At 67.5% G+C, this 12,488-nt stretch carries 11 protein-coding genes; 7 read left to right on the top strand and 4 right to left on the bottom strand.

Features of this window, described 5'->3' with window-relative positions:
* Window positions 1-2: 2 nt before the first annotated feature.
* Entirely contained in the window at window positions 3-428 is a 426-nt protein-coding gene (locus tag CWC60_RS08720) for a GFA family protein (protein WP_109793610.1), read from the bottom strand.
* 114 nt (window positions 429-542) lie between these two features.
* Window positions 543-851, bottom strand: a complete 309-nt coding sequence (locus CWC60_RS08715; protein ID WP_109793609.1) for a hypothetical protein — start codon at window positions 849-851, stop codon at window positions 543-545.
* 160 nt (window positions 852-1,011) lie between these two features.
* Between CWC60_RS08715 and purD the strand changes: the two genes are divergently transcribed.
* Both purD and CWC60_RS08705 read left to right on the top strand, forming a co-directional pair.
* A complete protein-coding gene (gene purD, locus CWC60_RS08710; RefSeq protein ID WP_109793608.1) occupies window positions 1,012-2,337 on the top strand; it encodes a phosphoribosylamine--glycine ligase in 1,326 nt (441 codons plus the stop codon).
* Window positions 2,334-3,410, top strand: a complete 1,077-nt coding sequence (locus tag CWC60_RS08705; RefSeq protein WP_164516442.1) for a phosphotransferase — start codon at window positions 2,334-2,336, stop codon at window positions 3,408-3,410. The genes purD and CWC60_RS08705 overlap by 4 nt, the downstream gene beginning before the upstream one ends.
* A gap of 12 nt (window positions 3,411-3,422) precedes the next feature.
* On the opposite strand, the gene CWC60_RS08700 is transcribed toward CWC60_RS08705, so the two are convergent.
* A complete protein-coding gene (locus CWC60_RS08700) occupies window positions 3,423-3,665 on the bottom strand; it encodes a DUF2061 domain-containing protein (RefSeq protein ID WP_109793607.1) in 243 nt (80 codons plus the stop codon).
* A gap of 131 nt (window positions 3,666-3,796) precedes the next feature.
* On the opposite strand from CWC60_RS08700, the gene CWC60_RS08695 reads away from it, so the two are divergent.
* Entirely contained in the window at window positions 3,797-4,648 is an 852-nt protein-coding gene (locus tag CWC60_RS08695; protein ID WP_109793606.1) for a helix-turn-helix domain-containing protein, read from the top strand.
* On the opposite strand, the gene CWC60_RS08690 is transcribed toward CWC60_RS08695, so the two are convergent.
* Window positions 4,645-5,115 (bottom strand): nuclear transport factor 2 family protein, encoded by a 471-nt coding sequence (locus CWC60_RS08690; protein ID WP_109793605.1) that lies wholly within the window; start codon window positions 5,113-5,115, stop codon window positions 4,645-4,647. The two genes, CWC60_RS08695 and CWC60_RS08690, sit on opposite strands and share 4 nt — an antisense overlap.
* A gap of 115 nt (window positions 5,116-5,230) precedes the next feature.
* Between CWC60_RS08690 and proS the strand changes: the two genes are divergently transcribed.
* From proS to dnaE, 4 genes are all read left to right on the top strand, one after another.
* The gene (gene proS, locus CWC60_RS08685; protein ID WP_109793921.1) at window positions 5,231-6,547 is read left to right on the top strand and encodes a proline--tRNA ligase; all 1,317 of its coding nucleotides are present in this window, start codon (window positions 5,231-5,233) and stop codon (window positions 6,545-6,547) included.
* Entirely contained in the window at window positions 6,548-7,798 is a 1,251-nt protein-coding gene (locus tag CWC60_RS08680; RefSeq protein WP_109793604.1) for a lipoprotein-releasing ABC transporter permease subunit, read from the top strand.
* On the top strand, window positions 7,791-8,477 hold the full coding sequence (locus tag CWC60_RS08675) for an ABC transporter ATP-binding protein (RefSeq protein WP_109793603.1): 687 nt from the start codon (window positions 7,791-7,793) through the stop codon (window positions 8,475-8,477). The genes CWC60_RS08680 and CWC60_RS08675 overlap by 8 nt, the downstream gene beginning before the upstream one ends.
* Window positions 8,478-8,869: 392 nt before the next feature.
* Window positions 8,870-12,340 carry a DNA polymerase III subunit alpha gene (dnaE, locus tag CWC60_RS08670; protein ID WP_109793602.1) on the top strand — a complete coding sequence of 1,157 codons (3,471 nt, stop codon included), beginning with the start codon at window positions 8,870-8,872 and terminating at the stop codon, window positions 12,338-12,340.
* The last annotated feature ends 148 nt before the right edge of the window (window positions 12,341-12,488 follow it).

Below are 12,488 nucleotides of genomic sequence, written 5' to 3'. Positions count from 1 at the left end.
CCTCACTCCGGCATCGGGAAGGCGCCGCCATCGCCTGCCGGCCAGGAGGGCAGGTCCGGCTCCAGTTCGTAGTACGCGCCCTTGGTCGCGGTAAAGATGTGACCCTGCAGCTTCAGGCCCGTGGCATCGTCCAGCGTGCCCGCGACGATGGATATGTGCTCCGAGCCGTCTCCGAGCCAGAACAGCGACGATCCGCACTCCGTGCAGAAGCCGCGTCCGGCGGATTCGCTGGCGCGATACCATTTCAGCCCGCGGTCCTCGGTCATGGAGAAATGACGCCGGTTGACCGAAGCGGCGGGGAGATAATGTCCCGTGGTCTTGCGGCACTGTCCGCAATGGCAGGCGATGATGTCGCGGACCGGGCCGTCGATCCGGTAGCTGACGGCGCCGCAGTGGCATCCGCCGGTTCGTGTCGGGTGTTCGGCCATCTCGCCCTCCTGATGAGCATGTTCGCGACATGTTCCGGCGTTCCGGCGAAGTTGTCGAACGAAATGATCTCAGGCGTCACGCTAGTTCCGCTCACGAGACCCAGCGCCGGTGGGCTAGCTGAACATCCGCCGCGAACGCCGCCGGCGGGCAAGCAGGATCAGGATGAGGCCGGGCAGGCCGAGCACCAGCCAGGCCGGGGCCAGGACGATATTGAGCATGATCGGATCCCAGAGGTAGGGATGTATGTAGCGCTCCAGTCCGACCTGCGTCGCCCGCAGGCTCTCCCGGTCGATCCGCGCCCAGATCTCGCCGGCGCTCAGGATCGCCCATTCGCCGGCTTCCAGCGAATTGAGGATCTCCACTCCCAGCGCGGTGATTCCCGCCAGAAGCAGCAGATAACCAAGAATGCGCAGCACGATCATGCGTTTGGGGCTCCCGGAGGGGGCGAGCGAACCCGCCTTTGACAAAGCCTCGCAAGCGGGGTGCGCCGCTGTCAACGCGTCTCCGCCGGCGGGCTATCGCGCGTCGGGGAATCTGGGCTAAGACTGCCCCCGGTCGATTTCGAGGAAACGGGAGTCCGCAATGAACGTGCTGGTCATCGGCTCGGGCGGTCGCGAGCACGCGCTTTGCTGGAAGCTGGCGGCTTCGCCGGTCCTGACGCGTCTGATCTGCGCGCCGGGCAATGGCGGCATCGCCGATGATGCCGAGTGTGTGGCCCTGGACGTCGCCGACCACGCGGCGGTGGTCGCTTTCTGCCGGGGTGAGGGGGTCGACCTCGTGGTGGTCGGACCCGAGGCGCCGCTGGTGGCCGGACTCGTGGACGATCTGGAAGCCGCCGGCATCCGGGCGTTCGGGCCGTCGCGCGCAGCGTCCGAGCTGGAGGCGTCCAAGGGTTTCACCAAGGATCTCTGCCGCCGTCACGGCATTCCCACCGGCGACTACGAACGCTTCACCGACGCTGCCGCCGCGAAGGCCTATGTCGCGGCGAAGGGCGCGCCGATCGTGGTCAAGGCCGATGGCCTGGCCGCGGGAAAGGGCGTGACCGTGGCGCGGAGCGTCGAGGCGGCGAACGCGGCCATCGACGAGGCCTTCGGCGGCCGTTTCGGTGCGGCGGGCGCCGAGATCGTCGTCGAGGAGTATCTCGAGGGCGAGGAGGCCAGCTTCTTTGTGCTCACCGACGGCCGCAATGTCCTGCCGCTGGCGACGGCGCAGGACCACAAACCCGTCGGCGACGGCGACACGGGCCCCAACACCGGCGGCATGGGCGCTTACTCGCCGGCGCCGGTGATGACGCAAGCCATGTGCGAACGGGCGATGCGGGAAATCATCGAACCCACGGTGCACGGCATGGCCGAGGAGGGCCGGCCCTTCCGGGGGGTGCTCTACGCCGGGCTGATGATCACCGCCCAGGGCCCGAAGCTGATCGAGTACAACATCCGCTTCGGGGATCCCGAGTGCCAGGTGTTGATGGCGCGCATGAAGTCGGACCTGCTGCTGGCGATCCTGGCGGCCGTCGACGGCGTGCTGGACAAGTTCGACCTGCGCTGGATCGACGACCCGGCGCTGGTTGTGGTGATGGCCGCGAACGGCTATCCCGGCGACCCGAAGAAAGGCGGCGAGATCCGCGGCCTGGCCGACGCCTGGGCGGTCGACGGCGTCACCGTCTTCCACGCCGGCACGAAGCGCGAGGGCGACCGCTTTCTGGCCAATGGCGGCCGGGTGCTGGGCATCACCGCGACTGGGCCGACGGTGACCGAGGCGCAGGCCCGCGCCTACCGCGCCGTCGACCTGATCGACTGGCCGGACGGCTTCTGTCGGCGAGACATCGGCTGGCGTGCGGTGGAGCGGGAAGCTAGAACGGGCGGAGTATCCGAGCAGACGACGCGCGGGGGAGGCGCGGCGACATGAACCAGATGAGCGAACTGTTTTCCGGCACCAAGGAAGTCGACGAGCGTTTCAGCTTCGACGAGGGCGCGCTGGAAAGCTATCTGCGCCAGCACGTCGAGAGCTTCGGCGGCGGCCTTCAGGTGCGGCAGTTCAAGGGCGGGCAGTCCAACCCGACCTATGCGCTGCGCGACGACAACGGCAAGGAATACGTGCTGCGCCGCAAGCCGCCGGGAAAGCTGCTGCCCTCGGCGCACGCGGTCGACCGTGAGTACAAGGTGATCACCGCGCTGCACGAACACACTGACGTGCCCGCGCCGAAGACCTACTGCCTATGCGAGGACGAGAGCGTCATCGGCACGATGTTCTACGTCATGGACCTGGTCGACGGCCGCATCATCTGGGATCAGACCCTGCCCGATATTCCGAAGTCGGAACGGGCGAAGTATTTCGACGCCATGAACGACGTCATAGCCCGGCTGCACAACGCCGACTACAAGGCCATCGGCCTGGAGGATTTCGGCAAGCCCGGGAACTACGTCACCCGCCAGGTCAGCCGCTGGTCGAAGCAATACAAGCTCTCCGAGACCGAGAAGATCGAGGAGATGGACCGGCTGATGGAATGGCTGCCGGAGAACGTCCCCGAGACCGACGAGACGACCGTGATTCACGGCGACTACCGCATGGACAACATGGTCTTCCACCCGACCGAGCCGCGCGTCGTCGCGGTGCTGGACTGGGAACTCTCGACGCTGGGCGACCCGCTGGCGGACTTCGCCTATCACGTCATGAGCTGGCGGCTGCCCAACAGCCTGTTCCGCGGCATCGGCGGCGAGGATCTGGACGCCCTCGGCATCCCGCACGAGAACGAGTACGTCGCCGCCTATTGCCGGCGCACCGGCCGCGAGCGGATCGACAACTGGGACTATTACCTCGCCTACAACATGTTCCGCATCGCCGCGATCCTGCAGGGCATCGCGGGCCGCGTGCGCGACGGCACCGCCGCCTCCTCGCACGCCGACGAACAGGTGGCGCGCATCCGGCCCATCGCCGAGTTCGCCTGGGCGCAGGCGGAAAAGGTGATCAAGGCGGGATAGCGACGCTGCCGGTCAGCGTCCGGCGCCGGGCAGCATCCGCGCACCCGCCTCGCCGAGACGGCGGCCCCAGCCGACGCCGGCCCAGACCCGCTCGTGCAGGAAATAGGCGGCAAAGCCGGTCGTGGCGCTGACAGCGGCGATGCCGCCGCCGGCGCTGATCGAGCCGGTGAAGATGTAGCCGATCAGTGTCATCACGATCAGGCCCGAGGTCTGCCAGCTCAGGGCCTTGGCGAGGGTGCGGGCAGTGGTTTCCATGCTCCCTGTGCTCCGTCGAAGGGGTGGCGTCTTTCGCCATCCATCTAGCGCCATCGCTGCCTGCGCGCTATTCTGAACCTTCGCAACAAAAACTCTATATTGCAGATTTTTATCATCATACGGGGTGCAAATTGGACAAGCGCGACCGGGCAGAGATATTCCGGCAACGCCTGCTTCAGGCGATCGAGCGGGCGGGATTGTCCCGCAGCGCGTTGGCCCGGGTCGCGGCCGTCGACCGCTCGACCATCGGTCAGCTTCTGTCCGGTGACGCGCCGCGGCTGCCGAACGCGCAGCTCGCCGCCGACGCCGCGTCGGCCCTCGGCGTCAGCACCGACTGGTTGCTCGGCCTGACCGACCGGCCAGAGCGACCCGGCGACGTGGTCGCCGCGGCCATGACCATGACCCAGGCCGCAAGGACCATGGCTGATACCCAGTTGCTCGACTGGCATCGGGAGGCGGCGGGCTACAAGATCCGTCACGTCCCGGCGACGCTTCCGGACATGCTGAAGACCGAAGAGGTTCTGCGCTGGGAGTACGAGGCCTTTCTCAGTCGCACGCCCGATCAGGCCGTGGCGGCGATGCAGGACCGCGTCGCCTGGCTCCGCGCCAGCGACTCGGACTACGAGATCGCCCTGCCGCTGCATGAGTTGCGGGCCTTCGCCGAGGGCTCAGGCTATTATGCCGGCCTGGGCGTCAGCGCGCGCCGTAGTCAGCTCGACCAGCTCGCGCGCTATTGCGAGGAATTCTTTCCCGCGCTTCGGCTCTTCCTGTTCGACACGCGCAAGGTGTTCAGCGCCCCGCTCACGGTCTTCGGTCCGCTGCTGGCGGTGATCTATGTCGGCAGCGTCTACCTCGCATTCCGCGAGCGGGAACGGGTGCGCTCCATGGCCACCCATTTCGACTGGCTTGTGCGCGAGGCCACGGTGGACGCGCGCGCCGCCGCGGCCCACATCGCGGCGCTGAGGGATTCCATTGCCTCCTAACGCGCCGCTCTGGACGCTTCGCGCATGATGTAGCGGTTGCCGCGCTCCCAGGTGACAGTCAGGCCGTAGCGGGTGATGCGCCAGCCCTCCGGCCGCCGGACGAGATCGATGTCGTAATAGCCGCCGATGATGTAGTCCGGATCTGCCCTGGCCGCGCGGTAGCGGTGCAGCGCCTGCAGATAGGCGGTCAGGTGCGCCCGGTCGCCATCGATGCGGTGGACGTGATTGCCGGTCAGGTGCTGGGTGACGTCGAGCCCGCCGACGGTCTTGCGCACGGCGTCGATCCACTCGGCCCGGCTGTAGCGGCCCTCGGAGCCCCCGAAGCCGGAGAAGTCGGTCTCGACCGGATCGTCGAAGACCTGCTCCAGCAGCCTGAAATCCCTGGTGTCGATGGCCGTGGCGTAGCGGTGCATCACATCGCTCACCGCCATTCGTTCGGCCGCCTCGCGCAGCATGTCGTCGGTCATGTCGGTCCTCCCCTGTTTCGACCGGGACAGTATGGAAGCGCCGATTGCGTCGGGCCAAGGCTTTCCCTACAACCATCCGACCCCGAAAGCGCCCAACCGACGGAGCGACGTCCCCATGCGGCTTTCCCAGTTCTTCCTGCCCGTCCTCAAGGAGAATCCGGCAGAGGCGCAGATCGCCTCCCACCGCTACATGCTCCGCGCCGGCATGATCCGCCAGTCCAGCGCCGGCATCTATTCCTGGCTGCCGCTGGGCTTCCGGGTGCTGAAGAAGATCGAGCAGATCGTGCGCGAGGAACAGGACGCCGCGGGCGCCCTGGAGGTGCTGATGCCGACGATCCAGCCGGCCGATCTGTGGCGCGAGTCCGGCCGCTATGACGACTATGGCAAGGAGATGCTGCGCATCACCGATCGCCATGGCCGCGACATGCTCTATGGCCCCACGAACGAGGAGCAGATCACCGAGATCTTCCGCGCCGCCGCACGCTCCTACCGCGACGTGCCGAAGCTGCTCTATCACATCCAGTGGAAGTTCCGCGACGAGGTGCGGCCCCGCTTCGGCATCATGCGCGGGCGCGAGTTCCTGATGAAGGACGCCTATTCCTTCGATCTCGATTACGAAAGCTCCAGAAGAGCTTACAACAAGATGTTCGTGTCCTATCTGCGGACCTTCGAGCGCATGGGGCTGCAGGCCATCCCGCTGCGCGCCGCGACCGGACCGATCGGCGGCGATCTGAGCCACGAGTTCGTCGTTCTGGCGGACACCGGCGAGTCGGAGGTCTTCTGCCACCGCGATCTGCTGGAATTCCGCGCACCGACGGACATCGACTATGACGGCGACCTGCAGCCCATCGTCGATCGGTGGACTTCCATCTACGCGGCCGCTGACGAGATGCACGACCCGGCTGAATGCCCTGTGCCTGACGCGGATCTGGTCAAACGCCGCGGCATCGAGGTGGGCCACATCTTCCATTTCGGTTCCAAGTATTCGAAGCCCATGGGCGCCACCGTGACCGGCCCGGACGGGCAGGAAACCGAGCTGCAGATGGGCTCCTACGGCATCGGCGTCTCCCGTCTGGTCGGCGGCATTATCGAGGCCAGCCATGACGGCGACGGCATCATCTGGCCCGATCCGGTGGCGCCGTTCCATGTCGGCATCGTCAACCTGAAGGCCGGCGACGCCGATTGCGACGCGGCCTGCGAGGGCCTGGAGACGCAGTTCGCCAATGCCGGGCTGGAGGTGCTGGTCGACGACACCGACGAGCGCGCCGGAGCGAAGTTCGCCACCATGGACCTGATCGGCCTGCCCTGGCAGATCGTCGTGGGTCCCCGCGGCCTGAAGAACGGCGTCGTGGAGGTCAAGCGCCGCCGTTCGGGCGAGAAGGAGGAGACGACCCTGGAGGCTGCGGTCAACAAGGTCGTGGGCTTCGAATAGATGTTTTCCGCCTTCGAATGGATGATCGCCGTCCGCTATCTCAGGGCCCGCCGCGCCGAGGGCTTCATCTCGGTCATCGCCTGGTTCTCGCTGGTCGGCATCGCGCTCGGCGTCGCCACGCTGATCATCGTCATGGCGGTGATGAACGGCTTCCGCACCGAACTGCTGGACCGCATCCTCGGGCTGAACGGCCATGTCTCCGTGCTCTCCTACGAGCAGCCCATCGAGGACTACGAGAGCCTGGCGGACCGCATCCGCGGGATCGAGGGGGTGGTCAGCGCCGCGCCGCTGGTCGAGGGCCAGGTCATGGCGACCGCCGGCGGGGAGGCGCGCGGCGCGGTTGTGCGCGGCCTGAAGCTCGACGACATCATCGCCCACCAGGCGTTGTCGGGCAAGCTGGTGGCGGGCGAACTCGCCAATCTGTCCGAACCGGGCACCGTGATGGTCGGCTTCCGTCTGGCCGAGCGCTTCGGCCTGCAACTCGGCGACCGCATCACGCTGATCTCGCCCAAGGGCTCGTCGACCGCCATGGGGTTCGTGCCGCGGCTGGCGACCTACCGTATCGGCGCGATGTTCGAGGTCGGCATGTACGAATACGACTCGAGTTACGTCTACATGCCGCTGGACTTGGCGCAGAAGTATTTCCGTACCGGAGAGGGGGTGACGGGCCTGGAGGTCGTGGTCGCCGACGCCGACCGCGCCACCGTCCTGGCCCATGCGATCCACCGCGAGATCAGCAGCGACCGCAATCTGCGCGTCTTCGACTGGCAGCAGGCCAACGCCAGCTTCTTCACTGCGCTGCAGGTCGAGCGCAACGTGATGTTCCTGATCCTGACGCTGATCATCCTGGTCGCGGCGTTCAACATCATCTCCAGCCTGATCATGCTGGTGAAGGACAAGGGCCGCGACATCGCCATCCTGCGCACGATGGGCGCGACCAGGGGCGCGATCCAGCGCATCTTCTTCATCGCCGGCGCCTCCATCGGCGTCGTCGGCACGCTGGCCGGATTCACGCTGGGCGTCGTGTTCTGCCTCAACATCGACAGCATCCGGCGCGGCCTGGAAAGCCTGACCGGCACCGAGCTCTGGTCGCCCGAGATCCGCTTCCTCTCCCAGATACCGGCCCGGATGGAGACCGGCGAGGTGGTCATGGTGCTGCTCATGGCGCTGGTGCTCTCCTTCCTCGCCACGATCTACCCGGCCTGGCGGGCGGCGCGCCTCGATCCGGTGGAGGCGCTCCGCTATGAGTGACCCCGCGCTGCGCCTGGACGGCGTCATCCGCACCTTCCGGCAGGGGGAGCGGACGCTGGAAGTGCTGCGCGGCGCCTCGCTGGAGGTCCGCACCGGCGAGATTGTCGCCCTGGTCGGCCCGTCCGGCGCGGGCAAGTCGACGCTGCTGCAGATCGCGGGTCTGCTGGAAAAGCCCGACGGCGGCGACGTCGCCATCGCCGGCCAGTCGGCGGCGGGGCTGAACGACGACCGCCGGACGGCGATGCGCCGGACCCTGTTGGGCTTCGTCTACCAGTACCACCACCTGCTGCCGGAGTTCACCGCAGCGGAGAACGTGATCCTGCCCCAGATGATCGCGGGCAAGAGCCGCAAGGAGGCGGCGGTGCGGGCCGCGGAACTGCTGGGCCAGATGGGCCTCGCCGAACGCGGCGACCACCGCCCGGCGCGGTTGTCGGGCGGCGAGCAGCAACGCGTCGCCATCGCCCGCGCCCTGGCCAATCTCCCGGCCGTCCTTCTGGCCGACGAGCCGACGGGCAATCTCGATCCCGGCACCGCCGGACGGGTCTTCGATCACCTGGTCGAAGTCGCCCGCGCCGCCGGCACCGGCGTCCTCGTCGCCACCCATAACCTCCAGCTCGCCCGCCAGATGGACCGCGCGGTGCTGATGGAGGACGGCGTCCTCCGGGAGGCGGCATTGTGAGAGAACATGTGTTGACATAAAGAGAACATTTGACGAACATATGTCTCCAACGCAGCAGGAGGGGGCGATGATGGAATGGATGAGGGATCTGGGCGCGCTGGCCGCGCTGGTGGGAATCTGGGGCGTGCTGGCCGCCTGGACGCAGATGTTCGGCGCGCTGTCCGGCATCGGCTGAGCGGAAGCGGGACGGGACAGGGGCGGCGCGGCGACGGCGGTTCCGTCCACAGCTTCGTCCACAGCAATCTTGCGAACGGGGGACGAATGACGCCTGCCGGGTAGGGACGTGGACGCCGCGGTCTGGGACAATGGAACCGCGGCGGCCGATTCTCCGGCAAGGCAAAGGGGCGCGGCCGCGTGGGTTCCGATCGGGCGGCAGCGGAGAGAGTTCGGCCATGGCGCATGCGGAGTTCGTGCATCTGAGGACGCACAGCGCCTATTCGCTCGCCGAGGGCGCGATCCGGCTCGGCGACCTTGCCGGGGCGGCGGCGAAGGCCGGCATGCCGGCGGTGGCGGTGACCGACACCAACAACCTGTTCGGCGTCATGGAGTTTTGCCCGGCGGTGGCCGGGGCGGGGGTGCAGCCGATCATCGGCTGCCAGCTTTCGGTCCAGTACGGCTGGGACAGCCGCGCGCCGGCGGGCCAGCAGCGGCCGCTCTTTGCGCCCGTCGTCCTGCTGGTCCAGAACGAGACCGGCTACATGAACCTGATGGCCCTGGTCTCCGCGGCCTTCCTCGAATCCGATCCCATGTTCTCGACGCATCTGCCGCTTGGCGCCATGGAGGGCCGTGCGGACGGGCTCATCGCGCTCACCGGCGGCGCCGGAGGACCGCTGGGACGGATGCTGGCCGACGGCGACGCCGCCGGCGGACGCGCCTGGCTGGCGGAGATGAAGGCCCGTTTCGGCGACCGGCTCTATGTCGAACTTCAGCGCCACGGCGAGGCGGAGGAGGACCGGGTCGAGGAGCCCATGATCGACCTCGCCTACGATCTCGACCTGCCGCTGGCGGCGACCAATGACTGCTATTTCCTCGACAAGGACATGTACGAGGCGCACGACGCGCTGATCTGCGTCGCCGAAAGCGCCTATGTGGGCCAGGAAGAGCGGCGGCGGCTGACGCCGGAGCACCGTTTCAAGTCGGCCGAGGAGATGAAGGCGCTGTTCGCCGACCTGCCCGAGGCGACGGCCAATACCCTGGTGATCGCCCGGCGCTGCGGCTATGCGGCGCCGAAGCGCGACCCGATCCTGCCGGGCTTCGCCACCGAGGGCGGCCGGGCCGAGGCTGACGAACTTCGCGCCATGGCCGAGGCGGGACTGGCCGACCGGCTCGCCTTCATGCGCGAGCAGGGCCATGAGCCCGACGAAGCCGTTTATCGGGAGCGGCTGGACCGGGAACTGGGGATCATCATCTCCATGGGCTTTCCGGGCTACTTCCTGATCGTCGCCGACTTCATCCAGTGGGCCAAGGCGCAGGAGATACCCGTCGGCCCGGGCCGTGGTTCGGGCGCGGGCTCGCTGGTCGCCTACGCGCTGACGATTACCGACCTGGATCCATTGCGTTACGGGCTTCTGTTCGAGCGTTTTCTCAACCCCGAACGCGTGTCCATGCCGGACTTCGACATCGACTTCTGCCAGGACCGGCGCGACGAGGTGATCGAGTACGTCCAGGGCAAGTACGGCCACGACAAGGTCGCGCAGATCATCACCTTCGGAAAGCTGCAGGCCCGGGCGGTCATCCGCGATGTCGGCCGCGTGCTGCAGATGCCCTATGGCCAGGTCGACCGCATCTCCAAGCTGGTGCCGGCCAACCCGGCCAATCCGGTGACGCTCGGCCAGGCGCTGGAGAGCGAGCCCAGGCTGCGCCACGAATACGACTCCGACGGCTCGGTGCAGTACCTGGTCGACATGGCGCTGAAGCTGGAGGGGCTGTACCGCCACGCCTCGACCCACGCCGCGGGCGTCGTCATCGGCGACCGGCCGCTGGAACAGCTCGTGCCGCTCTACCGCGATCCGAAGTCCGACATGCCCGTCACCCAGTTCTCGATGAAGTACGTGGAGTCGGCGGGGCTGGTGAAGTTCGACTTCCTGGGGCTGAAGACGCTGACCGTCCTCGACCGCGCCATCGCCCATGTCCGCGAGGGCGGGCGGCCGGACTTCTGTCTGGCCGACATCCCCGAAACCGACGAGCGGACCTTCGAGATGCTGGGCCGCGGCGAGACGGTGGGCGTGTTCCAGCTGGAAAGTTCGGGCATGCGGGATGTGCTCCGGCAGATGAAGCCCGACAAGTTCGAGGACATCATCGCCATCGTCGCCCTCTACCGTCCGGGTCCGATGGACAATATCCCGACCTACATCTCCACCAAGCACGGCCGGGAGGCGGCCAGCTATCCGCACCCGATGCTGGAGCCGATCCTGGCCGAGACCTACGGCATCCCGGTCTATCAGGAGCAGGTGATGCAGATGGCGCAGGTGCTCTCGGGCTACAGCCTGGGCGAAGCGGATCTGCTGCGCCGGGCCATGGGCAAGAAGATCAAGGCCGAGATGGACGCCCAGCGGGAACGCTTCGTCGAGGGCGCGGCGGAGAACGGCGTCACGGCCGGGAAGGCGGGCCAGATCTTCGAGCTGATCGAGAAGTTCGCCGGCTATGGTTTCAACAAGTCCCATGCCGCGGCCTACGCCCTGATCGCCTGGCAGACAGCCTGGCTGAAGGCGAACTATCCGGCCGAGTTCCTGGCCGCGTCGATGACCCTGGACATGGGCAACACCGACAAGCTGGACGTCTTCAAACGCGAGATGAAGCGTCTGAAGATCCCGCTGCTGCCGCCTGCGGCGAACCACTCGGAGGTCGCGTTCGCGGTCGAGCGCAACCGCGACCTGACTGTCGCCGGTATCCGCTACGCCCTGGCGGCGATCAAGAATGTCGGGCGCGACGCCATGGGCGCCATCGTCGCCGCACGGCGCAAGGACGGGCCGTTCAGGGACCTGTTCGACTTCGCCGTGCGTACCGCCGGCTCGGCGCTGAACAAGCGCCAGACCGAGAATCTCGCCCGCGCCGGCGCGCTCGACGAGTTGGACCCGAACCGCCGCCGGGTGCTGGCGTCCGTGGATATCCTCGCGCGCTACGCCCAGCAGCAGGCGGAAGACCGCGCCAGTGGCCAGATGGGGCTTTTTGGCGGCGGCGGGGGCGGCGGCAATGCGGATCGGCCGCCGCTGCCGGCGGTCGAGCCCTTCGACGACCTGGAGCGGCTTGCCGAGGAGCGGGGCGCGATCGGCTTCTACCTTTCGGGCCATCCGCTGGACGACTACCAGCAGAAGCTGGCGCAGAAGGGAGTCTCCCGCATCGATGAACTGCCGGCGATACTGGGCGAGACGCAGAAGACCAACATCGCCCTGGCCGGCACGATCTCGGCGGTGCAGATCCGCCGCAACGCCAAGGGCAAGGCCTTCGCCTTCATCGGCTTCTCCGATCCCAGCGGCGAATGCGAGATTCTCTGCTTTTCGGAGGCGCTGAACCGTCACCGCGACGAGATGGAGGCGGGGCGCAACGCCGTCTTCTATGTCGACATCCTGCGCGACCGGGACGAACCCACCCTGGCGCTGAACAAGATGGCGGACCTGGACGGCTATGTCGCCGACGCGGAGGCGGGGGCGCGCATCGTCATCGCCGACAGCTCGGCACTGCCGCCGATCCGCGCCACGCTGGATCGGGCGGGGCCGGGCAAGGGCCTGATCCGGCTCGTGATGCGGCCACAGGACCGGACGCGGGAACTGGAGCTGGAAGTCCCCGACGGCTTCCGTATCGACCGCGCCGTCCGCCAGTCCCTGAAATCGATGCCGGGCGTGGTCGACGTCCGCGAAATCTGAGACGCAGTTTCTCGCCCGCGCAGCTTGCATTTGCCGGCCCGGCAGCGTATGACCCGCCGCGATCACACACGCGGGTTCAGGGCGTGCGGACAGAAAGCCCCGCCGTCCCTTCCGGTGTCCGGGAACGATCCGGACCACACCCGCGGAG

This window comes from Minwuia thermotolerans (assembly GCF_002924445.1).
Taxonomy (GTDB): domain Bacteria; phylum Pseudomonadota; class Alphaproteobacteria; order Minwuiales; family Minwuiaceae; genus Minwuia; species Minwuia thermotolerans.
The sequence above is the reverse complement of the archived record's forward strand: the minus strand, read 5'-3'. Positions and strand labels throughout refer to the sequence as shown.